Annotated in this window: 23 protein-coding genes; 11 read left to right on the plus strand and 12 right to left on the minus strand. The window is 68.0% G+C overall.

The window, feature by feature from the left end; all coding sequences use genetic code 11:
* Positions 1 to 250: 250 nt before the first annotated feature.
* Positions 251 to 1,303: a LysR family transcriptional regulator gene (locus tag ACTJI2_RS18975; protein WP_183644467.1), complete on the minus strand. Its 1,053-nt coding sequence runs from the start codon at positions 1,301 to 1,303 to the stop codon at positions 251 to 253.
* 353 nt (positions 1,304 to 1,656) lie between these two features.
* On the opposite strand from ACTJI2_RS18975, the gene ACTJI2_RS18980 reads away from it, so the two are divergent.
* The 6 genes from ACTJI2_RS18980 (at position 1,657) to ACTJI2_RS19005 (ending at position 9,747) form a co-directional block, all read left to right on the plus strand.
* Positions 1,657 to 2,142: a hypothetical protein gene (locus ACTJI2_RS18980; protein ID WP_183644473.1), complete on the plus strand. Its 486-nt coding sequence runs from the start codon at positions 1,657 to 1,659 to the stop codon at positions 2,140 to 2,142.
* Positions 2,139 to 2,915 (plus strand): SDR family NAD(P)-dependent oxidoreductase, encoded by a 777-nt coding sequence (locus ACTJI2_RS18985; RefSeq protein WP_440843008.1) that lies wholly within the window; start codon positions 2,139 to 2,141, stop codon positions 2,913 to 2,915. The genes ACTJI2_RS18980 and ACTJI2_RS18985 overlap by 4 nt, the downstream gene beginning before the upstream one ends.
* Before the next feature lie 67 nt (positions 2,916 to 2,982).
* Positions 2,983 to 4,203 carry an efflux RND transporter periplasmic adaptor subunit gene (locus ACTJI2_RS18990; protein ID WP_440843009.1) on the plus strand — a complete coding sequence of 407 codons (1,221 nt, stop codon included), beginning with the start codon at positions 2,983 to 2,985 and terminating at the stop codon, positions 4,201 to 4,203.
* Positions 4,204 to 4,320: 117 nt separating this feature from the next.
* Positions 4,321 to 7,491: an efflux RND transporter permease subunit gene (locus tag ACTJI2_RS18995; RefSeq protein ID WP_440843010.1), complete on the plus strand. Its 3,171-nt coding sequence runs from the start codon at positions 4,321 to 4,323 to the stop codon at positions 7,489 to 7,491.
* A 55-nt stretch (positions 7,492 to 7,546) separates the two neighbouring features.
* Positions 7,547 to 8,281, plus strand: coding sequence for an SDR family oxidoreductase (locus ACTJI2_RS19000; RefSeq protein WP_183644485.1), 735 nt, complete (start codon positions 7,547 to 7,549; stop codon positions 8,279 to 8,281).
* Positions 8,275 to 9,747, plus strand: a complete 1,473-nt coding sequence (locus ACTJI2_RS19005) for an efflux transporter outer membrane subunit (RefSeq protein ID WP_440843011.1) — start codon at positions 8,275 to 8,277, stop codon at positions 9,745 to 9,747. The genes ACTJI2_RS19000 and ACTJI2_RS19005 overlap by 7 nt, the downstream gene beginning before the upstream one ends.
* 92 nt (positions 9,748 to 9,839) lie before the next feature.
* Here ACTJI2_RS19005 and ACTJI2_RS19010 read toward each other — a convergent pair whose 3' ends face one another.
* Positions 9,840 to 10,079 (minus strand): XAC0095 family protein, encoded by a 240-nt coding sequence (locus tag ACTJI2_RS19010; RefSeq protein ID WP_141454044.1) that lies wholly within the window; start codon positions 10,077 to 10,079, stop codon positions 9,840 to 9,842.
* Between the two features lie 163 nt (positions 10,080 to 10,242).
* Between ACTJI2_RS19010 and ACTJI2_RS19015 the strand changes: the two genes are divergently transcribed.
* Positions 10,243 to 10,590: a helix-turn-helix domain-containing protein gene (locus ACTJI2_RS19015; protein WP_225562174.1), complete on the plus strand. Its 348-nt coding sequence runs from the start codon at positions 10,243 to 10,245 to the stop codon at positions 10,588 to 10,590.
* A gap of 135 nt (positions 10,591 to 10,725) precedes the next feature.
* On the opposite strand, the gene ACTJI2_RS19020 is transcribed toward ACTJI2_RS19015, so the two are convergent.
* Positions 10,726 to 11,100 carry a BON domain-containing protein gene (locus ACTJI2_RS19020; RefSeq protein WP_183644494.1) on the minus strand — a complete coding sequence of 125 codons (375 nt, stop codon included), beginning with the start codon at positions 11,098 to 11,100 and terminating at the stop codon, positions 10,726 to 10,728.
* Positions 11,101 to 11,257: 157 nt separating this feature from the next.
* On the opposite strand from ACTJI2_RS19020, the gene ACTJI2_RS19025 reads away from it, so the two are divergent.
* Positions 11,258 to 12,277, plus strand: a complete 1,020-nt coding sequence (locus ACTJI2_RS19025; RefSeq protein ID WP_440843012.1) for an oxidoreductase — start codon at positions 11,258 to 11,260, stop codon at positions 12,275 to 12,277.
* A gap of 170 nt (positions 12,278 to 12,447) precedes the next feature.
* Here ACTJI2_RS19025 and soxR read toward each other — a convergent pair whose 3' ends face one another.
* A complete protein-coding gene (gene soxR / locus ACTJI2_RS19030) occupies positions 12,448 to 12,927 on the minus strand; it encodes a redox-sensitive transcriptional activator SoxR (RefSeq protein ID WP_305076303.1) in 480 nt (159 codons plus the stop codon).
* A gap of 76 nt (positions 12,928 to 13,003) precedes the next feature.
* Between soxR and ACTJI2_RS19035 the strand changes: the two genes are divergently transcribed.
* Both ACTJI2_RS19035 and ACTJI2_RS19040 read left to right on the plus strand, forming a co-directional pair.
* Positions 13,004 to 13,576 carry an NADPH-dependent FMN reductase gene (locus ACTJI2_RS19035; RefSeq protein WP_203323518.1) on the plus strand — a complete coding sequence of 191 codons (573 nt, stop codon included), beginning with the start codon at positions 13,004 to 13,006 and terminating at the stop codon, positions 13,574 to 13,576.
* 74 nt (positions 13,577 to 13,650) lie between these two features.
* Positions 13,651 to 15,495: an ABC transporter ATP-binding protein gene (locus ACTJI2_RS19040; protein WP_440843013.1), complete on the plus strand. Its 1,845-nt coding sequence runs from the start codon at positions 13,651 to 13,653 to the stop codon at positions 15,493 to 15,495.
* Between the two features lie 394 nt (positions 15,496 to 15,889).
* Here the strand turns inward: ACTJI2_RS19040 and ACTJI2_RS19045 are convergent, their stop codons facing one another.
* From ACTJI2_RS19045 to ACTJI2_RS19075, 7 genes are all read right to left on the minus strand, one after another.
* Complete coding sequence (locus ACTJI2_RS19045; RefSeq protein WP_440843014.1) at positions 15,890 to 16,327, minus strand: hypothetical protein; 438 nt, start codon at positions 16,325 to 16,327, stop codon at positions 15,890 to 15,892.
* A gap of 71 nt (positions 16,328 to 16,398) precedes the next feature.
* Complete coding sequence (locus ACTJI2_RS19050; RefSeq protein ID WP_440843015.1) at positions 16,399 to 17,703, minus strand: PQQ-dependent sugar dehydrogenase; 1,305 nt, start codon at positions 17,701 to 17,703, stop codon at positions 16,399 to 16,401.
* 67 nt (positions 17,704 to 17,770) lie between these two features.
* Positions 17,771 to 17,965 (minus strand): CPXCG motif-containing cysteine-rich protein, encoded by a 195-nt coding sequence (locus ACTJI2_RS19055; protein WP_183644513.1) that lies wholly within the window; start codon positions 17,963 to 17,965, stop codon positions 17,771 to 17,773.
* 14 nt (positions 17,966 to 17,979) lie between these two features.
* The gene (locus tag ACTJI2_RS19060; protein WP_192197257.1) at positions 17,980 to 18,267 is read right to left on the minus strand and encodes a DUF3247 family protein; all 288 of its coding nucleotides are present in this window, start codon (positions 18,265 to 18,267) and stop codon (positions 17,980 to 17,982) included.
* Positions 18,268 to 18,339: 72 nt separating this feature from the next.
* Positions 18,340 to 19,017 carry a type 1 glutamine amidotransferase domain-containing protein gene (locus tag ACTJI2_RS19065; protein ID WP_440843016.1) on the minus strand — a complete coding sequence of 226 codons (678 nt, stop codon included), beginning with the start codon at positions 19,015 to 19,017 and terminating at the stop codon, positions 18,340 to 18,342.
* 117 nt (positions 19,018 to 19,134) lie between these two features.
* The gene (gnd, locus tag ACTJI2_RS19070; RefSeq protein ID WP_440843017.1) at positions 19,135 to 20,037 is read right to left on the minus strand and encodes a phosphogluconate dehydrogenase (NAD(+)-dependent, decarboxylating); all 903 of its coding nucleotides are present in this window, start codon (positions 20,035 to 20,037) and stop codon (positions 19,135 to 19,137) included.
* Positions 20,038 to 20,086: 49 nt separating this feature from the next.
* The gene (locus tag ACTJI2_RS19075) at positions 20,087 to 20,794 is read right to left on the minus strand and encodes an alpha/beta fold hydrolase (protein WP_440843018.1); all 708 of its coding nucleotides are present in this window, start codon (positions 20,792 to 20,794) and stop codon (positions 20,087 to 20,089) included.
* A 107-nt stretch (positions 20,795 to 20,901) separates the two neighbouring features.
* Here ACTJI2_RS19075 and ACTJI2_RS19080 point away from each other — a divergent pair, with 107 nt between their 5' ends.
* Positions 20,902 to 21,795 (plus strand): TIGR01777 family oxidoreductase, encoded by an 894-nt coding sequence (locus tag ACTJI2_RS19080; protein ID WP_440843019.1) that lies wholly within the window; start codon positions 20,902 to 20,904, stop codon positions 21,793 to 21,795.
* A 22-nt stretch (positions 21,796 to 21,817) separates the two neighbouring features.
* On the opposite strand, the gene ACTJI2_RS19085 is transcribed toward ACTJI2_RS19080, so the two are convergent.
* The gene (locus ACTJI2_RS19085) at positions 21,818 to 22,087 is read right to left on the minus strand and encodes a hypothetical protein (RefSeq protein ID WP_440843020.1); all 270 of its coding nucleotides are present in this window, start codon (positions 22,085 to 22,087) and stop codon (positions 21,818 to 21,820) included.
* Between the last annotated feature and the right edge of the window lie 73 nt (positions 22,088 to 22,160).

Consider the following 22,160-nt stretch of genomic DNA (forward strand, 5'->3'; position numbering starts at 1 on the left):
CGCCATGGGTCTGCGCAATCGGTTCGGGCGTGGAAGACGCCGGCGCGTCCGCCGCCGGGGCCGCGGCTTCGGCCGGGACGGCAGCGGGTTCGGGAGCGGCTGCGGGTTGCGGTTCCGCGGCGGGTTTGCAGGCGGCCAGCAGCAGCATCGCGGCCACGGGAATCCATGCTTTCATTGTTCGCCTCCGGCAAGGGCGCGCGCNCCACGGCGGCATGTTAGCCGGTTCCGTGGCGGCGACGCGGGAAGCGTGTCACTCCACGACTTCCGCCAGCACGCGGCGGCCGGTGGCGATCTCCACCGCCTCCTCCGCTTCGGTTTCGCGGCGCGCCGATTCGGCCAGCGCGCTCGCGCACGCCTCGGCCTGCTGCTTCAGGTACACCGGGCAGTGTTCCATCATGTAGTCCATGTCGAACTTCAGCCGCTCGACCAGGAAATCGACGAACGCGCGCACCTTCGGCGACATCATGCGGCCACGCGGAAACACTGCGTTGAACTCGAATTCCGGGCCGGTCCATCCGGCCAGCACACGCTGCACATAGCCCTGTTCCAGGTAGGGTTTGACCATCACGTCGGCCGCCACCATCAGGCCCTCGCCGCACAGCAGCGCGCCCTTCAGCGCGGCCGGATCGTTGGCGACCAGGATCGGGTTGATCGCGAAGTCCTTGTCCTGGTTGCCGTCGTTGAGGGTCCAGCAGAAGCTGCCGCCGCCGCGCCGGTGCTTGGGCATCGCCAGCGCGCGATGGTGCTGGAGATCGTCCGGGCCCAACGGTTCGCCGTAGCGGGCCAGGTAGCTCTTGCTGGCGTAGACCTGGGTGCGCAGCACGCCCAGCCGGCGCGCGACCAGATTGGAATCGGGCAGGTTGCCCAGCCGCAGCGCCACGTCGATCTCGCCGCCGATCAGATCCAGCGGTTCGTTGCTGAGCAGCATTTCCACCCGGATCTCCGGGAACTGCGCATGGAATTCGCCCAGCAGCGGGGCAATCTTGTCGATGCCGATCGAGTAGGGCGTGGTGAAGCGCAGCCAGCCGCGCGGGCCACCCTGCAACTGGTTGACCGCGCTTTCGGCCTCGCTCAGTTCACGCGCGATGCGTTGGCAGTGTTCGTAGTAGATGTTGCCCGCTTCGGTGAGGCCCAGCTTGCGGGTGGTCCGATGCAGCAACTGCGCGCCCAGGCGCGTTTCCAGTTCCTGCACCTTGCGGCTGACCGTGGTCTTGGGCAGGCCGAGCGTCTTGGCGGCGGCGATGAAACTGCCCTGTTCGACCACCTTGACGAAGATCAGCGTGTCGTTGAGATCGTGGCTCATGGGGGAGACTCCGGGGAGGCGGATCCGGATTGGACCGCCAGCGGGATGATTATTCCCCTAAATCCGGACTAATCAAGTCCCCATTGAAGGCATAAGGTAGCCGCCTGTTCCGCTGGCGATGACCTCCCCATGTCGCTTTCCCTGCCCAACCGCCTTCCCCTGGCCGTCCGCCGTCTGTCCGAAACACCGGTCATGCGGTCGTTTGCGCTGGCCCATCGCGCGCCTGGCGTGGAGATCCGCCTGCGTCCGCGCCGCGCGGCCGAAACGGTGGAGGTGGGTCAAGGCAGCACCCCGTCGGCGACCGCTCCCTGGCTGTTCCCGATAATTATCCCGAATGCGGGAGTAAACATCCCATGAGCGGGATACTTGCTTCTTCTTTCTCCGGCCAGGCGGCGTCGCCGTCCCCGGCGCTGCGCCTGAACCTGGCCGCGACCGTGCGTTCCGGTTCCGCATCGCAGGATCGTGCAATCACGCCGCAGGATCCGGATATCGCTTTCCCGTCCGCCCGCCCCACACTTTCCCCCACGTCGGAACCCTCCCCCGCCGACGCGGTGAAAGCCACCGCCCCGGACAATGCCGCCGCCTCCCTCCCCCAAGCGCCTGGCGGCGTGTCCGGCCTGCTGGCCAGGTGGTGGCGCCGTTGGTCACGGGGACAGTCCGCCGACACGTCGACCGAACCGTCGCGTGCGCGTCTGTCCCCGCGGCCGCCGGTGGCGGGTTTCCGGGAATTCACCGTGCCGCGCCGGATGCAGTCGGGCGCCGCGACCGTGCTGCGCGCCCGCGCGTTCGGCCAGCGCGCGCTGCTGACCGGCGCGGGTTCCCGCCGGAGCCGGCCATGAAAGGCACCGCCGCGCATCCGCAGGCGCTGGTGCTGGGTGCCGCCGGCACGGTCGGCGCCGGTGTGGTCGGCGCGCTGCTGGAAGTCGGCAGCCCGGTGCTGGCGGTTGGACGCGAAGGCCCGCGCATGCAGGCGCTGGCCGATCGCTTCACCGACGAGCCCGGCCTGGAGTTCATGCACAGCGGCTGCATCTTCAGCGATGACGATGCGGCGCGGCTGACCCGGGACATCCGTGCGCGCGGCCGGCCGCTGCGCGCGGTGTTCGCCAGCCTGACCAGCCCGCTCGAATCCGGGCGCCTGCTGGACAAGCCCGCCGACGTGCTTCGCCACAAACTGGAAATGGACGTCATCCCGCACCTGGCCGCGGCCCGGCACCTGCTGCCGCTGCTGGCCGAGTCGGGCGGCACCACGCACTACATCCTGGTCGGCGGCCCGTTCGCCGAACGCGGATGGTCCGGCTACGGACATGCTTCGGTGACCGGCGCCACCATGCGGATGATGGCGCAGGTGCTGCACGAGGAAGCGCACGCACTGGGCGTGCGCGTGCAGTTGCTGTCGGTGGACAAGCCGATCTGCACGCCGGCCAACGCCGGCAACGCCTGCGCCGAATGGCCCAACGCGCTGGCGGTGGGACGCAATGCGGTGTCGTTGCTGAGCCGTCACGGCAAGCCACTGCCAATCGTCTCCTATTCGAAGGAGCTGGCGGCGGCACCGACCCGCACGCTGTTCTCCGATTTTCCCGCTTCCCGCTGGGGCGATGCCGCCCCCGCTTGACCTCAACTTAAGTTCAGGTCTTAGGCTTCACGCCCGTTGTTCCTCCCCCACCCACCACGAGACTTCCATGAACAAGTACATCGACATCGCTCCGCGTACGCGACGATTCCTTGCCCTGGGCGCGGCCAGCGTGCTGTCGCTGGCCATCCTGGCCGGCTGCAGCGGCGGCCAGGCCAGCGAAACCGGTGCCCCGCCGCCGCCTTCGGTCAGCGTCGCCCCGGTGCTGATCAAGCCGGTCAGCCAGTGGGACGAATTCAGCGGCCGCATCGAGGCCATCGAGAACGTCGAACTGCGTCCGCGCGTGTCCGGCTACATCGATCGCGTCAACTACACCGAAGGCCAGGAAGTGAAGAAGGGCGAAGTCCTCTTCACCATCGACGCGCGCAGCTACCGCGCCGAACTGGCGCGCGCGCAGGCCGAACTGGCGCGTGCCCGCACCCAGGCCGAACTGGGCCGCAGCGAGGCCGAGCGTGCGCGCAAGCTGTCCGAGCTGCAGGCCATCTCCACCGAGGAATACGAGCAGCGCCGTTCCGCCGCCGCCCAGGCGCAGGCGAACGTCGCCGCCGCCCAGGCCGCGGTGGACTCGGCCCGCCTCAACCTGGAATGGACCCAGGTGCGCGCGCCGATCGACGGCCGTGCCGGACGTGCGCTGGTGACCGCCGGCAACCTGGTCACCGCCGGCGACAGCGCCAGCGTGCTGACCACGCTGGTATCGCTGGACAAGGTGCACGTGCACTTCGACGCCGACGAGCGCGCGTTCCTGCGTTACGCCGAAATGGCCCGCAAGGGTGAACGCCCGAGCGAACGCGACGGCAAGGTGCCGGTGCAGGTCGCGCTGGCCGACGACCAGGGCTTCCCCTACAACGGCACGGTCGATTTCCTCGACAACCAGGTCGATCGCAGCACCGGCACCATCCGCGCCCGCGCGGTGCTGGACAACAAGGAGCGCCTGTTCACGCCGGGGCTGTACGCCCGCGTGCGCCTGCTGGGCAGCGGCGAGTTCAAGGCCGCGCTGATCGATGACAAGGCCGTGCTCACCGATCAGGACCGCCGCTACGTCTACGTGGTCGACAAGGAAGGCAAGGCGCAGCGCCGCGACGTCAAGCTGGGCCGGATGGTGCAGGGCCTGCGGATCGTCGAACAGGGCCTGGTCGCCGGTGACCGCGTGATCATCAGCGGCGTGCAGAAGGTGTTCTTCCCCGGCATGCCGGTGAACGCCAAGGTGGTCGCGATGGATGCCAAGCCGAAAGACAAGGCCCCCGCGCCCGACGCCGTCGCCATGAAGTAAGCCCCGCCGCGCCCGCCGGGAGGCGGGCAACGCATTGACTGAGCCGTCCCTCCCCACCTCCCCCACGTCGTGGGAGGGGCGAGTCCTCTGCTTTCCCATTTTCCAGGAAATCCACCCATGGACTTCTCAAAGTTCTTCATCGACCGGCCGATCTTCGCCGCGGTGTTGTCGATCGTGATCTTCGCCGCCGGCCTGATCTCGATCCCGATGCTGCCGATCGGCGAATACCCCGAAGTGGTGCCGCCCTCGGTGGTCGTGCGCACGGTCTATCCCGGCGCCAATCCCAAGGTCATCGCCGAAACCGTCGCCACGCCGCTGGAAGAAGCCATCAACGGCGTCGAGGACATGATGTACATCAAGTCCGTCGCCGGTTCCGACGGCGTGCTGCAGCTGACCGTGACCTTCAAGCCGGGCACCGATCCGGACGAGGCCGCGGTGCGCGTGCAGAACCGCGTCGCCCAGGCGCAGGCGCGCCTGCCCGAGGACGTGCGCCGCCAGGGCGTGACCACGCAGAAGCAGTCCCCCGTGTTCCTGATGGTCGTCCATCTGGTCTCCAAGGACGGCAAGTACGACTCGCTGTACCTGCGCAACTACATGCGCCTGCACGTCAAGGACGAGATGGCGCGCATCACCGGCGTGGGCGATGCCCAGGCCTTCGGTGGCGGCGACTACGCGATGCGCATCTGGCTGGATCCGGACAAGGTCGCCGCGCGCGGCCTGACCGCCAGCGACGTGCTGCGCTCGGTGCGCGAGCAGAACGTGCAGGTCTCGGCCGGCCAGCTCGGCGCCGAGCCGATGCCCAACGGCAGCGACTTCCTGCTGCCGATCAACGCCAAGGGCCGCCTGGAAAGCGCCGAGGAATTCGGCGACATCGTGCTCAAGAGCGGCAGCGAGGGCGAAATCGTGCGCCTGTCGGACGTGGCCCGGATCGAACTGGCCGCCGGCGACTACACCCTGCGCGCCCGCCTGAACGGCATGAACGCCGCCGCGCTGGGCATCTTCCAGGCTCCCGGCGCCAACGCGCTGGACATCCGCGACGCGGTCGTCGCCAAGATGGCGGAAATCCGCAAGAAGCTGCCGCCGGGCGTGGAAATCACCTCGGTGTACGACACCACGGTGTTCGTGCGCGATTCGATCAAGTCGGTGATCACGACGCTGCTGGAAGCCACCCTGCTGGTGGTGCTGGTGGTGATCCTGTTCCTGCAGACCTGGCGCGCCTCGATCATCCCGCTGCTGGCGGTGCCGGTTTCGGTGGTGGGTACCTTCGCGGTGCTGTACCTGCTGGGCTATTCCATCAATACCCTGACCTTGTTCGGACTGGTGCTGGCGATCGGCATCGTGGTCGACGACGCCATCGTGGTGGTGGAGAACGTCGAACGCCACATCGAGGAAGGCGCCACCCCGCTGGAAGCGGCGCACCTGGCGATGAAGGAAGTGTCCGGCCCGATCATCGCGATCGCGCTGGTGCTGTGCGCGGTGTTCGTGCCGATGGCGTTCCTGACCGGCGTGACCGGCCAGTTCTACAAGCAGTTCGCGGTCACCATCGCCATCTCCACGGTGATCTCCGCGATCAACTCGCTGACCCTGTCGCCGGCGCTGGCCGCCAAGCTGCTGAAGCCGCACGGCGCGCCCAAGGACGCCCCGGCGCGCATCATCGACCGCCTGTTCGGCTGGCTGTTCCGCCCGTTCAACCGGTTCTTCAAGCGCAGCTCCGAGCGCTATGAGGGCGCGGTCTCGCGCGCGTTGGGCCGTCGCGGCGCGGTGTTCGCGGTATACGCACTGCTGCTGCTGGGCGCGGGCGTGATGTTCAAGGCGGTGCCGGCGGGCTTCATCCCGCTGCAGGACAAGCTGTACATCATCGCCGGCGTGAAGATGCCGGAAGGCGCCTCGATCGAACGCACCGATGCGGTGCTGAAGAAGATGGCCAAGATGGCGATGGAAGTGGAAGGCGTGCAGGACGAGATCGCGTTCCCCGGCCTGAACCCGCTGCAGTTCACCAATACCCCCAACAGCGGCGTGGTGTTCTTCAACCTCAAGCCGTTCGGTGACCGCAAGAACAGCGCCGAGCAGATCACCGCCGAGCTGAACCAGAAGTTCTCCACCATCCAGGAAGGCTTCACCTTCGCGCTGATGCCGCCGCCCATCCAGGGCCTGGGCAACGGTTCGGGCTGGTCGCTGTTCATCGAGGACCGCACCCGCCTGGGTTATGGCGAGCTGCAGAACGCGGTGCAGGCGTTCCAGGGCGCGGCGTCGCAGACGCCGGGCATGGGCTTCCCGATCAGCAGCTACCAGGCCAACGTGCCGCAGCTGGACGCCGAGGTCGATCGCGTCAAGGCCAAGGCCCAGGGCGTGCCGCTGACCGAGTTGTTCGACACCCTGCAGACCTACCTGGGTTCGGCCTACGTCAACGACTTCAACATGTTCGGCCGCACCTGGCAGGTCATCGCACAGGCCGACGGCCAGTTCCGCGACAACGTCGAGGACATCGCCAACCTGCGCACCCGGAACGCCAACGGCGAGATGGTGCCGGTCGGCAGCATGGTCAGCATCAAGCAGACCTACGGTCCCGACCCGGTGATCCGCTTCAACGGCTATCCGGCCGCCGACCTGCTGGGTGAAGCCGACCCGCGCGTGCTGTCGTCCGGCGAGGCGATGGCCAAGGTCACCGAGCTGGCCGAGAAGGTCCTGCCGACCGGCATGGGCATCGACTGGAGCGATCTGAGCTACCAGCAGGCGACCCAGGGCAAGGCCGCGCTGGTGGTGTTCCCGCTGGCGGTGATGCTGGCCTTCCTGGTGCTGGCGGCGCTGTACGAAAGCTGGACCCTGCCGCTGGCGGTGATCCTGATCGTGCCGATGACACTGCTGTCGGCGCTCCTGGGCGTGTGGCTGACCAACGGCGACAACAACGTGTTCGTGCAGGTGGGCCTGGTGGTGCTGATGGGCCTGGCGTGCAAGAACGCGATCCTGATCGTCGAGTTCGCCCGCGAGCTGGAACTGCAAGGCAAGAGCATCGTCGAGTCGGCGCTGGAAGCCTGCCGCCTGCGCCTGCGTCCCATCGTCATGACCTCGGTGGCGTTCATCGCCGGCACCGTGCCGCTGGTGCTGTCGACCGGCGCCGGCGCGGAAGTCCGCTCGGTCACCGGCATCACCGTGTTCGCCGGCATGCTGGGCGTGACCCTGTTCGGCCTGTTCCTGACCCCGGTGTTCTACGTGGCGCTGCGCAAGCTCGCGCATCGCCCGCTGGTCTCGCACGCCCCGGCGCACGCGACCGGTGAAGCACACCCATAAGCATCCCTTTCGTCCTTTGGTTCGTTTCTCCCTCCCCCACTCCCTGGAGAATCCCATGCAAGACACATCCCGCATCGCCCTGGTCACCGGCGCCACCCGCGGCATCGGCCTGCACACCGTGCGGCAACTGGCCGAGGCCGGCGTGCACACGCTGCTGGCCGGCCGCGATCGCGCCAAGGCGGTCGAGGCCGCGCTCAAGCTGCAGGCCGAAGGCCTGCCGGTGGAGGCGATCACGCTGGACGTCACCGACGATGCCAGCATCGCCGGGGCCGTCGGCACCGTCGAGGCGCGCCACGGCCGCCTCGACATCCTGGTCAACAACGCCGGCATCCTGGTCGACGAAATGGGCAAGAAGGTCTCCGAGCAGACCGCCGCGACCTGGCGCAAGACCTTCGACACCAACGTGTTCGGCCTGATCGCGGTGACCCAGGCGTTCCTGCCGCTGCTGCACAAGTCCTCGTCCGGCCGCATCGTCAACGTGTCCAGCATCCTGGGCTCGGTGGCGCTGAACGCGGATCCGTCCTCGCCCATCTATGACTTCAAGGTGCCGGCCTACAACGTCTCCAAGAGCGCGGTGAACGCGTGGACGGTGCAGTTGGCCTACGAACTGCGCGACAGCCGGATCAAGGTCAACACCATCCATCCCGGCTATGTGAAGACCGACATGAACGCCGGCGAAGGCGAACTGGAAATCGCCGACGGCGCCCGCACCAGCGTTGCCCTGGCGCTGATCGACGACAACGGTCCGCAGGGCGGCTTCTTCTACCAGGGAGAGGTGCTGCCATGGTGATCCGTTCCCTCGTCGTCGGCATCGCCTCCGCGCTGCTGGCCGCCTGCGCCACCGTCGGCCCGGACTACCGTGCGCCGGAACTGGCGCCGGCCACGTTGCCGAGCGCCAGCGAGACCGCGTTCAACGACACCCGCCCGGTCGCCAACTGGTGGTCGCAGTTCGAGGATCTCACCCTCGACCAGTTGATCGCCGACGCGCTCGCCGCCAATCCCGATCTGTGGATCGCCGCCGCCCGGGTCCAGGAGGCGCGCGCGGTGTTCAGCGAGCGTCGGCTGGATCTGGCTCCACACGTGCAGTTGGGCGTGGAGCAGACCCGCAGCAAGCAGCCGGTGGCCGATCAGGGCCGGGTGGAAACCGAAACCGACAGCGTCGGTTTCGACGCCGCCTGGGAACTGGATCTGTTCGGCCGGCTGCGCCGTTCGGCCGAGGCCGCGCATGCGGACCTGCAGGCCCAGCGCAACGACATGACCGCGATGCAGGTCAGCGTGGCGGCGGAAGTTGCGCGCAACTATTTCGAACTGCGCGGCGCGCAGAAGCGCCTGGACGTGGCCCGCAAGACCCTGGGCAATCTCGGTGAGACCCAGCGCCTGACCGAGTCGCGCTGGGAGCTCGGCGCGGGCACCGAACTGGAAGTGCAGAGCAGCCTGGCGCGGATGAAGGCCATCGAGGCGACCCTGCCGGTGCTGGAAACCGCCGAGGCGCAATCGCGCCATCGCATCGAAGTGCTGACCGGCCGCCGGCCGGGCACGCTCGACGCGGTGCTGGCGCCGCGCGAAACACCGGCGCTGGTGAAGGTGCTGCCGATTGGCGACACCGGCAGCCTGCTGCGCCAGCGTCCGGACGTGCGCGCGGCCGAGCGTCGGCTGGCCGCCGCCACCGCGCGGGTCGGCGTCGCCACCGCGGATCTGTTTCCGCGGGTGAGCATCCGTGGTTTCGTCGGCTTCCTCGCCGGTGATTTCAGCGGGCTGATCAACGGCGACAACAAGGCCTGGTCGGTGACGCCTTCGATCAGTTGGGCGGCGTTCGATCTGGGCAGCGTGCGTGCGCGCCTGCGCGCGGTGCAGGCGCAGAACGACGGTGCCGTGGCCGAGTACGAGAAGGCCGTGCTGGGCGCGCTGGAAGACACCGAGAACGCGTTGCTGGGTTACGCCAAGCGGCAGACCCAGTTGCTGCGGGTCAACGAGCAGGCCACCGCGGCCCGCCGTGCCGCCGATCTGGCGGAGGCCCGCTACCGGGCCGGCGCGTCGGACTTCCTCACCCTGCTCGATGCACAGCGCACCCAACTGGCCGCCGACGACGCGCTCGCGCAGGCCGAGGCCGGCGTCAACGTCGGCGTGGTCGCGGTCTACAAGTCGCTGGGCGGCTGGGGCGAACCGGACGTGGATCCGGCGCTGGCCAGCGTCAAGCGCGAGATCGGTGATCCCGCGCCGCGTGGCGAAAGCGACACGACGCTGGTGCAGCGCTGAAGTGAAGTAGAAGTACAGGACAGGCCATCGGCGGAGCCGATGACGCCAGGGAAGGCGTGGGGCCGGGTCGGGTGGACCCGGCCCCGCTTATTTCAGCCATGCCAGCGGGTGGTACCGAGCGCGCGGGTCATCTCGTCGGCCAATTGGCGAAAGCAGCGGGCCAGCGCGGAAGGCTTGAGCCGGATCGCGTCGTCGGCATCGTCGCGGCGATGTGCCGGCATCACCAGCGCCGCCATCATTTCCAGTTGATCACGCACTTGCTGCAATTGCAGTTGCGCTTCTTCCGGAAGGTGGTAACCGGGATCTTCGTCCGGCGTTCCGCGTGCCTGCATCGTCGTCCTCCTGTCAGCGATCCTTGCATCGTGCGCGCGGATGAAAAACGTGAAAAACCACACTATAAAAACGCACATCACGATGGTTAGAGAGCCTTGCATATGCACCCGTGATAGGCAAGCCTGTTTGCCTGCCGACGGGCGCGACCGTTAGCGTATGCGCATGGTCAAGTCAGGCCCCACTCTCGCTCAGCGACTCACACAAGCGCGTGCCGCGATCGGCATGTCACAGGAACAGATCGCACAGGCGGTCGGCATCACCCAGCCGAGTTATTCCGCGCTGGAACGCGGTGTCAGCAAGAGCACTTCGAAGATCGGTTCGCTCGCCCACGTACTCGGCGTGGATGCGTACTGGCTGGAAACCGGCGAAGGCCAGCAGCCGCGCCGCGGCCACGTCGCCGAATCGCGCGCGGATTACCGGCTCGCCAGCGAACAGCGCCGCCTGTTGAAGCTGTTGGGCCGGCTGAGTCCACGCAAGCGCCAGGCGCTGCTGGATCTGTTGCAGGAGTGATCGCGCATCCGTGCATCGGCGTGCGCCCGCCGATGGGGATGGATGCAATTGCCGGCGGAAAGAGAAACGGGCGCATCCTGCGTTGGGATGCGCCCGCTTCGTGCCACACACGTTGATGTCGTTTGTCGTTTCCGGTTACTTCGCGCCGACGCTCAGGCCGCTGCTGTCGACCTTGCCGACGCCCTTGACACCACGCGCCACCGATACCGCCTTGTCGACCTGGGCCTGGTTGTCGACCCGGCCCGAGAGCTTGACCACGCCATTGGTGGTCTCGACCTTGATGTCGAGGCCGGAGACGTCCTCGGCGGCCAGCAGTTCAGTCTTCACCTTGGTGGTGATCCAGGTGTCGTTGACCGGCTGGCTCGAATCGCCCTGCGACGCGGACTGCGCGCGCTGCTCTTCCGGTTCGGTCTGCTGCTGCGCGAGCGCGCCGGCGCAGATCAGCGACAGGCCGGTGGCGCAGGCCACGGCCAGCAACGGACGGAAAACACGGGGAGTTGACCTGTTCATGGTTCCTCCTGTTTTGCGGAAACCATGGCCAGTCTTCCCACGCCGGCGTACAGCACGCGTGAAGAGCGGCGGTTTGCGCCGCTCCCGGCAGGTGCGCCATTCAGTTGCGCCATGCAGACGTTAAGATCGCGGCACGATGGTTCCGGAGAATCCACGCATGAGCACCTCCCTCAATGTCGCCCTGCTCGGGTATGGCTTCGTCGGCAAGGTGTTCCACGCGCCGCTGCTGGGCCGCACGCCCGGCTGGATTCTGCACACCGTGGTGTCGCGCGATGCCGGCAAGGTGCATGCGGACCTGCCGCATGCGCGGGTGGTGGCCGATCCGGCGGAGGCATTCGCGGATCCGGCGATCGACGTCGTGGTGATCGCCACGCCCAACGACACCCACGCGCCGCTGGCCATCGCCGCGCTCGCGCAGGGCAAGCACGTGGTGGTGGACAAGCCGTTCACCCTGTCGCTGGCGGAAGCCGAACGGGTGATCGCACAGGCGCGTGCCAGCGATCGGCTTGTCAGCGTGTTCCAGAACCGGCGCTGGGATGCGGATTTCCTGACCGTGCGCCAGTTGCTGGCCGATGGCGTGCTCGGCGAGGTGGCGGAGTTCCACTCCCATTTCGATCGCCATCGCCCGCAGGTCGCGCAGCGCTGGCGCGAAAGCGACGTGCCAGGTGCGGGCCTGTGGTACGACCTGGGCCCGCACCTGGCCGATCAGGCGCTGCAGTTGTTCGGCACGCCGCTGGCGGTGCAGGCGGATCTGGCGAAGCAGCGCCATGGCGCGCGCGCGCCGGACNCGCGCGTGCGGGTGCACCTGCACGCGGGTTCGCTGGTGCCCGGCAACGGCCTGCGCTACGCCGTACACGGGGATCGCGGCAGCTACCTCAAGCACGGACTGGACGCGCAGGAAGATCGGCTGCGCGCCGGCGGCCTGCCCGGCGACACCGGCTGGGGCGCGGATCCCCGCCCGGGCGAATTGGTCCTGGCCGGCGAGGACGGCGTACCGACCACGCATACGGTCGACAGCCTGCCCGGGGATTACCGGCACTACTATGCGGCGATGCGCGCGGCGGTCGTCGACGGCGCGCCGCTGCCGGTCACCCCGGAGGAAGCGCTGGCGGTGATGCGGCTGATCGAACTGGGCATCCGCAGCGCCGACGAACGCCGTGAAATCCCCTACGCGTAGAGCGGAGCTTGCTCCGCAGGTGCCGCGCGCGGGAGGTTTCTTTTTCGCCGGACATCTCGGAGCCGAGCAAGCTCGGCTCTACATGTAGAGCGGAGCTTGCTCCGCTGGTGCCGCGCGGGAGGTTTCTCTTTTCTCCGGGTGCCTCGGAGCCGAGCGAGCTCGGCTCTACGTCAAGGGTCGAGCAGGCGGGGGCCGGGACCTTCGTCCGCCAGTTCATCCAGCGGGTTGCGCAGCGGGCAGACCTTCAGCGACAGGCAGCCGCAGCCGATGCAGCTGTCCATGTGGTCGCGCAGGCGGGTGAGCCGCTCGATGCGGTCGTCCAGATCCGCCTGCCAGCGCGCGGAAAGCTTGCGCCAGTCGGCGGCGGTGGGCGTGCGCCCTTCCGGCAGCGAAGACAGGGCCTCGCGGATCTCGGCGAGCGGAATGCCGGTGCGCTGCGCCACCTTGATGATCGCGACCCGCCGCAGCACCTCGCGCGGGTAGCGGCGCTGGTTGCCGGCATTGCGCCAGCTGTGTATCAGGCCCTTGCTTTCATAGAAATGCAGGGTGGAGACCGCCACCCCCGCTCTCGCCGCCACTTCGCCCACGGTCAGTTCCATGCAGACGTTCGCCTTTTTCTTCGCCGTTTCCGGTTTGGCTTGCGCGGACATGGCCACACTCGCTTGACCTCAATATTGATTGAGGTTTTACCCTGTGCAGCCTCTCCCTGCAAGTCCTTGATGCGTCATGACTCCTCCCCTCGACCTGGCCCTGATCTATGGCAGCAACCGTGAAGGCCGCTTCTGCGACGTGGTCGCCAACTGGATCCGCGGCCAGATAGACCAGCGCCGCGACTACGCGGTGGACGTGGTCGACCCCGCCCTGATGGACCTGCCGCATCGGCACGGCATGACGCCCTCCGCCGATCTGGTCAACCTGCAGCAGCGGATCTGGCGCGCCGATGCCTTCCTGCTGGTGGTGCCGGAGTACAATTACGGCTATCCCGCGGCGCTGAAGTTCCTGATCGATTCGGTCCAGGAGCATTGGCAGGCCAAGCCGGTGGCGTTCGTCGCGTATGGCGGCGTCAGCGGCGGTTCGCGCGCGGTGGAGCAACTGCGCCAGGTGTTCTCCGGACTGCACGCCTGCGCGGTGCGCAATTCGGTACTGTTCCCGATGGCGTGGGACCGTTTCGGCGCCGATGGGCAGCCGCGCGACGCGGCGGCCAGCGCGCAGGCCGCCTCCACCATGCTCGACCAGTTGGCCTGGATGGGCCATGCCCTGCGCCAGGCGCGCGCGGCCTGGCCCTATCCCGCGCGATGACGGCCCACCGCCGCCGGAGATGGCGGGGCGGGCATTCCCCCTGACGTGCCGCGTGCACATGGAAGACCCGACCGATGTTCCGATTCTTCGAAAAGCGGATTGATCCCTATCCCGCCGGCGAACCCGCCACGCCGCCGCGCAAGCTGTTCGCGTTCCTGCTGCATTACTCGCGGCCGCTGCTGCCGTGGCTGCTGCTGATGTCGGTCCTGACCGGTGCCATCTCCGCGCTGGAAATCCTGTTCTTCGATTTCATGGGCGATCTGGTCGACTGGCTCGGCAGCGCCGATCGCGCCAGCTTCCTGTCCACCCACGGTTCGACCCTGCTGTGGATGGGCACGCTGGTGGTGGTGGTGTACCCGCTGCTGGTGCTGGTGCAGTCGCTGGTGATCCACCAGACCATCTTCGGCAACTACCCGATGATCGCGCGCTGGCTGTCGCACCGCTACCTGCTGCGGCAGAGCGTGTCGTTCTTCCAGGACGAGTTCGCCGGCCGCATCTCGCAGAAGGTCATGCAGACCGCGCTGGCGATCCGCGAGACGGTGATGAAGCTGATGGACGTGTTCGTCTACGTCGCCGTCTATTTCGTCGGCACGGTGATCCTGGTCGGGCGCGCGGACCTGCGCCTGATCCTGCCGCTGGCGCTGTGGCTGGTCGGCTACCTGGTCATCCTGTTCTGGTTCGTCCCGCGCCTGCAGCGGGTGTCGATGGCCCAGTCCGACGCGCGCGCGCAGATGACCGGCCGGATCGTGGACAGCTACACCAACATCCAGACCATCAAGCTGTTCGCCCACACCATGCGCGAGCAGGACTACGCACGCGACGCGATGGACGAGTTCATGGTCACCGTGCACCGGCAGATGCGGCTGGTCACCCAGCTGACCGTCAGCCTGCACAGCATCAACGCGCTGCTGCTGGCCGGCGTGGGCGGACTGGCGGTGATGGCGTGGCTGCAGGGTTCGATCTCGCTGGGCGCGATTGCGGTCGCGATCGCCCTGGTAATGCGCATCCGCTCGATGTCGGACTGGATCCTGTGGGAAGTCGCCAGCCTGTTCGAGAACATCGGCACGGTCGAGGACGGCATGAACACCATCGCCCAGCCGCTGGCGATCACCGACGGCGACGGCGCGCGCGACCTGGAGGTCAGCCGCGGCGAGATCCGCTTCGAGCACCTGCAGTTCCACTATGGCCGCACCTCCAAGGTCATCGAGGATCTGTCGCTGGTCATCCGTCCGGGCGAAAAGGTCGGCATCGTCGGCCGCTCCGGTGCCGGCAAATCGACCCTGGTCAACCTGCTGCTGCGCTTCTACGACCTGGAGGGCGGGCGCATCCTGATCGACGGGCAGGACATCGCCCGGGTCCGCCAGGAGTCCCTGCGCCGCAACATCGGCATGGTCACCCAGGACACCTCGCTGCTGCACCGTTCCATCCGCGACAACATCCGCTACGGACGGCCGGACGCGGACGAGGCGCAGATCGTCGAAGCCTCCCGGCGCGCGCACGCGGATGAGTTCATCCGCACGCTGACCGACGCCAAGGGCCGCAGCGGCTACGACACCCATGTCGGCGAGCGCGGCGTGAAGCTGTCCGGCGGCCAGCGCCAGCGCGTGGCGATCGCGCGCGTGCTGCTGAAGGACGCCCCGATCCTGGTGCTGGACGAAGCAACCTCGGCGCTGGACTCGGAAGTCGAGGCCGCGATCCAGGAACAGCTCTACGCGCTGATGGAAGGCAAGACCGTCATCGCCATCGCCCACCGCCTGTCCACCATCGCCGTGCTCGATCGCCTGGTGGTGATGGACCAGGGCCGCATCATCGAAACCGGTAGCCACGACGAACTGCTGCAACGCGACGGCCTGTATGCGGCGCTGTGGCGTCGGCAGTCCGGTGGATTCATCGGGCTAGACGTGGCGGAGATGGGTTGAGAGCCGGGAATCGGGAATCGGCGGATCGGGAATCGGCGGATGCTGCTTTTTCCTCCCCCTTTGAAAAAGGGGGATTGAGGGGGATTTGCTTTTGGCACCAAGAGCAAATCCCCCGTCACCTGCTCACGCAGGTGCCCGCCCCCTTTTTCAAAGGGGGCTATCCGATGGATAGCCAGGATTCGGAAAACACTCGGCTTTTGCCTCCCCCTTTGAAAAAGGGGGATTGAGGGGGATTTGCTTTTGGCGCCAAGAGCAAATCCCCCGTCACCTGCTTACGCAGGTGCCCGCCCCCTTTTTCAAAGGGGGCAATTGCGAACTTCGGCTTTTTTGCCTCCCGCTTGACCCGCCATTCGGCGGTTGAGAAGCGCTTGAGGTGAGGGGAATTTGCTCTTCCCTACACCAGCCATCCGCGCACCATGCATTTCTGCGCGTAGCGCCAGAACAGCAGGGCGATGACGATCAACACCGCCGGCATCACCAGCCCCGCCACGCCGTAGGCATCCCAGGCCGGGGTCACCAGGTAGGCGCCGATCATCTGCACCAGCAGCGCGAGCAGGGAGACGAAGAACATCGTCACCGCCCAGCGTTTCCCCATCAGCATGCCGATTGCACCCAATACGCCGCCGAACACCGCGATCGCGAAGGCCACGTTGAGCCACATCGGCGTCGCCTCGTAGACCTGACGCTGCTGCTCGGTCATCGCTGCCAGCGCTTCGGCGCTCATGTTCACCTGCATCCAGAACATCGCCACGCCGATCAGGTTCCAGATCAGCGCGAGGACGGCGACCAGCCAGAACCCCTTGGAACGCGGAATCTCCATCGTGCCGTTCATATGCCCTTCCCTCCCCAGGTTGTCGGACGGCGCGAGCATACGCCCGGCGGACTGTCATTGCGCTTACGTCCTCAACGCGGGGCGAGCCTCCAGACAACATTTCCCACATCGTCCGCCACCAGCAACGCGCCGCCGCGGTCGAACGCCACGCCGACCGGCCGACCGCGCGCGTTGCCTTCGGCATCGAGGAAGCCGGTGAGCACGTCGATCGGCGATCCCGTCGGCTGGCCCTGCGCGAACGGCACGAACACCACCTTGTAGCCCGCCGGTTCGGAGCGGTTCCAGGAGCCGTGCAGGCCGATGAACGCGCCTTCGCGGAAACGCGCCGGCATCGGTTCGCCGCGCGCGAAGGCCAGTCCCAGCGCCGCCACGTGCGCGCCCAGCGCATAGTCCGGGGCGATGGCGCGCGCGACCCGCGCGGGATCCTGCGGCTGCACCCGCGCGTCCACGTGCGCGCCGTAATAACTGTAGGGCCAGCCGTAGAAAGCGCCCTCGCGCACGCGGGTCAGGTAGTCCGGCACCAGTTGATCGCCAATTTCGTCGCGCTCGTTCACCACCGTCCACAGCGCGCCGGTGATCGGTTCCCATGCCAGTCCGACCGGATTGCGCAGGCCGGAGGCATGCACGCGCCGCTGGCCGCTGGCGATGTCGATTTCCAGCACCGCGGCGCGGTCGGTCTCGTGCGCCATCCCGTTCTCGCCGATGTTGCTGTTGGAGCCCACGCCGACGTACAGCCGGCGGCCGTCGGCGCTGGCCAGCAGGCTCTTGGTCCAGTGGTGGTTGATCGGCCCGCCGGGCAGATCGGCGAGCTTCACCGGCGTGGCGTCGATGCGGGTCTGGCCGGCGCGGTACGGCACCCGCACCACCGCGTCGGCGTTGGCGATGTAGAGCTGGTCGCCGACCAGCGCCATGCCGAACGGCGAGAACAGCTCCGACAGCAGCACGTGGCGGGTCTCGGCGACGCCATCCCCGTCCGCGTCGCGCAACAAGGTGATCCGGTTGGCGCTGGGTACGCCGGCCCCGGCCTTGGCCATCGTGCGCTTCATGAACCAGCTGCGCAGTCCCCCCTTCTCGCTGGGCTTGGGTGGCGCGTTGGTTTCCGCCACCAGCACGTCGCCATTCGGCAGCACGTACAACCAGCGCGGATGATCCAGATCGCGGGCGAACGCCTGCACCGCCAGTCCTTCGGCGGCGGTTGGCGCCGCGCCCTCCGGCCAGCCGACCGCGGGAGCAATGTTGACCGTGGGAATCCAGCGCTTCTGCGGAGCCGGCAGTTCCGGCCGCGGCCCGGTTTCGCTGGCCTGTTGCGCAACGGAGGGGGCGCATGCGGTGATCAGCAGCGCCAGCCCTCCTCCCAGGATCTTCCGCATGCCCATGGCCGCGCTCCTCGAGAAGGACGATTCATGCTGGCCCTCCGAGGGCGAACGCCGTGTCAAGACCGGCTCAGGCGTCGTCCTGGCGTTGCACCGACACCGCCGGCACGCCGTCCTCGTCCATCCGCACACGGATTTCGATGGGCCGGCAGCAGACCTGGCAATCCTCGACATAGTCCTGATCCCCGGCCGTATCGTCGACGAACAGCGTGATCGCTTCACCGCAGTAAGGGCAGTCGATATCGGCGGAAGGCAGTTGCGGCATGGGTCGATGCCGGCTCAGGCGGAACCGAGCTGCACGATCTCGCGGATGCTATCCATCCACAGATAGTGCGCGCGTGCGGGATCGCGCTGGTCGTCCAGGCGGACCACCGCGTTGAAGCCTTCCACGCCGTCGGCGTCGCGGAACACCTGCACGCTCGGGCGGGTGGAGACGGTGCCGGTCAGCGTGCCGCCATCGGTGAGGCGCAGTTCCACCACCGCCTCGTCGGGCAGCGCCCGCACCATCGCCTCGAGCCGTTCGATGTCGGCCTGCCGCGTGTACAGCGTCTGCGGAACTTCGATCATGGCCGTCGCTCCAGGGAGGGACGGTTCCACTCTAGCGCCGCGACGATAAGCACCCGTGAAGGTGGCGGACCGTCAGGCGATCAGTCCGAGCAGCGCGCGCGCCGCCGGTTCGGACGAGGCGGGGTTCTGCCCGGTGACCAGCTTGCCATCCACCACCACGTGCGGCTGGAACGGCGGAGCGGCCTCGAAGCGCGCGCCCTTGGCCTTCAGCTCATCCTCCAGCAGGAACGGCACGATGTCGGTGAGTTCCACCGCCGCTTCCTCGGCATTGGTGAAGCCGGTGACCCGCTTGTCCTTCACCAGCGGCTGGCTGAGCGTTCCCTGCGCGTGGCGCAGCACCGCCGGTCCATGGCAGACCGCCGCCACCGGCTTGCCGGCGGCGAAACGGGTTTCGATCAGGCGGATCGAATCCGCGTCCTCGGACAGATCCCACAGCGGGCCATGCCCGCCGGGATAGAACACCGCGTCCACGTCCTCGTCGAGCACGTCCGCCAGCGGCCGCGTCTGCGCCAGTTCGGCGATCGCGACGGTGTCGTTGTTGAAACGCAGCGTCGCCGGCGTCTGCGCGTCGGCGGCGTCGCTCTTCGGATCCAGCGGTGGCTGGCCACCACGTGGCGAGGCGAGCACGATCTCCGCGCCCGCATCCTTGAACACGTAGTACGGCGCGGCGAACTCCTCCAGCCAGAAACCGGTCTTGTGGCCGGTTTCGCCCAGGCGATCGTGCGAGGTCAACACCATCAGGATCTTCATGATCCGGCTCCATGCGGGAACATCGGGGAAGTGGCGACGCTAGCAGCGCAACCGCTAAAGGCAGGTAACGATCCCGTGGCGATCGCGTTACCGTCACCGCCCTGTCACCTTTCCGGATCAGCCCTGCTTGATGCGATGCCCGCCGAATTCGTTGCGCATCGCCGCCAGCAGCTTGTCGGCGAAGGAATCGTCCTCGCGCGAACGCAGGCGCTCCAGCAGCGACATGGTGATGACCGGTGCCGACACGTCCAGATCGATGGCCTCGGCCACCGTCCAGCGGCCTTCGCCCGAATCCTCGACGTACGGCGCGATGCCGGCCAGGGTCGGATTCTTCTTCAGTGCATCGGAGGTCAGGTCCAGCAGCCAGGAACGCACGACGCTGCCATGGCGCCAGATTTCCGCGACCTGCTGCAGATCGATGCCGAAGGCTTCCTTGCGCTCCAGGATGGCGAAGCCTTCCGCGAACGCCTGCATCATTCCGTACTCGATGCCGTTGTGAATCATCTTGGTGAAATGGCCCGCGCCGGAGGGACCGACATGGCCCCAGCCGCGATCGGCCGCCGGCGCGAGGGTTTCGAACACCGGCCGCAGCGCTTCCACCGCCGGCTTATCGCCGCCGATCATCAGGCTGTAGCCTTCGGCCAGGCCCCACACGCCGCCGCTGGTGCCGCTGTCGACGTAGTGCACGCCGGCCTCGGCCAGGCGCGCGCCGCGGCGCATGGTTTCCTTGTAGTTGGAATTGCCGCCGTCGATGACGGTGTCGCCGGCCGACAGCAGCGGCAGCAGCGTATCCAGGGTGTCGTCGACCACGCCCGCCGGCACCATCACCCAGACGATGCGCGGCGACGGCAGCGCGGCCACCACCGCCTGCAGGGAATCGGCAATGGCGATGCCGCGCTCGGCCGCCTGCTTGCGCGCGGGTTCGCCGGGGTCGTAGCCGTGCACGCGGTGTCCGCCGCGGGTGAGGCGTTCGGCCATGTTGGCGCCCATGCGGCCCAAGCCGATCATTGCCAGTTCCATAAATGCTCCTGAGTTCGGGGGAAGTGAGTGGAGGGGGAAATCGCGTGGCTCAGGCGGTCAGCCAGGCCCGCAGCAGGTCGCTGGTTTCGCGCGGCTTTTCCATCGGCGGAAGATGGCCGCAATGGGTGAACACGTGCAATCGCGCGCCGGCGATGCCGGTCTGGAGGATCCTGGATTCCTCCGGCGCGGTCATGCGGTCGTCGTCGCCCACGCCGACCACGGTCGGCATCGACAGGGTGGGCAGCAGCGGCTGCGAATCGGGGCGTTCCAGGATCGCGCGCTGCTGGCGCAGGAAGGCGTCGCGGCCCACCCGCTCGGCCATCGCCATCACCTCCTCGCCGACCGGCGTGTCGACCCGGCTGGCATGCACCAGTTGCGGCAGCAGCTTGCGGGTGACCCCGGCGAAGCGACCGCGCTCGGCCAGCGCCAGGCTGGCCCGGCGCACCGCCGCGCGCTTGGGCGGATCGGCGCGCGCGCTGGTCGACAGCAGCGCCAGCCGCTCCACCCGCTGCGGCGCCTGGCGCAGGATCTCGAACGCCACGTAGCCGCCCATCGACAGCGCGCCCAGCGCGAACCGCGCCGGCGCCTGCGCCAGCACGCGCGCGGCCATCGCGCCGACGCTGTCGTCCAGGGTCAGGTCGGGGACGGTGATGTCGGCCAGATCGGCCAGGCCTTCCACCTGGTCCCGCCACAGCCGCGCATCGCACAGCAGGCCGGGGAGCAGCAGGAGGGACGGGCGCGGGGAAGAAACGGGCATCCGCGAATTTTAGTCGCCCCGCGCCCCGAAGCCGAGCGCACGATGCTTTCCACGGGCGGAACACGCGCCTAGGCGTACCCTGGAAGGCCCCACGACGCCCTTCCTGAATGCGCATCCTGCTCACCGGCGGTACCGGCTTCATCGGCCGCGCCCTGTGTACCCGGCTCCTGGCCGGCGGCCATCGCCTGACCGTATGGTCCCGCCGCCCCGTCCTGGCCCGCCAGCGCCTGCCTGGCGTGGCGGTCATCGAGGATCTGGCCGAGGCGGGCGAGATAGAGGCGGTGGTCAACCTGGCCGGTGAACCGCTGGTGGGACGCCGATGGAGCGCCCGGCAGAAGCAGGCCATCCGCGATTCGCGCCTGAACACCACCGCCCAGCTGGTGCGCTGGATGGCCCCGCGCCTGCGCCGTCCGCATGTGCTGGTCTCCGGCTCGGCGATTGGCTACTACGGCGCGCACGGAGACGCCCTGCTGGATGAATCCACCCCGGCCGGAGACGATTTCGCCGCCGTCCTGTGCCGCGACTGGGAACACGCCGCCATGCAGGCCGAGGATCTGGGCCTGCGGGTGTGCCGCCTGCGTACCGGCATCGTGCTCGGCGCCGACGGCGGCGCGCTGGGGAAGATGCTGCCGCCGTTCCGCTGGGGCTTGGGCGGCCCGATCGGCCACGGCCGCCAATGGATGAGCTGGATCCACCGCGAGGATCTGATCGGCCTGATCCAGTGGCTGCTCGAATTCGAATCCGCGGGCGGCGCCTACAACGGCACTGCCCCCGAACCAGTGCGCAACCGCGAGTTCGCGCGCACCCTCGGGCGGGTACTGCATCGTCCGGCATTGCTGCCGACGCCCTCGCCGCTGTTGCGGCTGGCCTTTGGCGAGGGTGCGCAGTTGATGCTGACCGGCCAGCGCGTCATGCCCATGCACGCGCTGGTGGAAGGCTTCCGCTTCCGCTTTCCGCAATTGGAAGACGCCCTGCGCGACGTACTGGACAAACCCGCCTGACCCGCGCGCAGGCGCATCGCGATCAGAACGACTGCCGCAGCACCAATTCCCAGCTGCGCGGATCACCCAGGTAGACCATGCTGTCGTTCAGCGCGTACACGACGTGGGTGCGGTCGCCGAGGTTGCGACCGCGCAGGGTGAGCCGCGTGTGCGGACTCCATTGCCAGCTCACGTGCGCGCCCCACAGCGCGTAGCCGGCGGTGGACAGCGTGTTGGCCGCGTTCGCATGACGCGAGGACACGCCACGCAGGTCCACGCCGGCCGACCAGCGATCGTCGAAGGCGTAGTCCACCCACAGGTTGCCGACCCGCGCGGGCGTGTTGGNCCCGCGCGCGACACCGGCACGCCGCCAACGTTCTCGAAGA

This window comes from Pseudoxanthomonas sp. 22568 (assembly GCF_052044485.1).
GTDB classification, from domain to species: domain Bacteria; phylum Pseudomonadota; class Gammaproteobacteria; order Xanthomonadales; family Xanthomonadaceae; genus Pseudoxanthomonas_A; species Pseudoxanthomonas_A beigongshangi.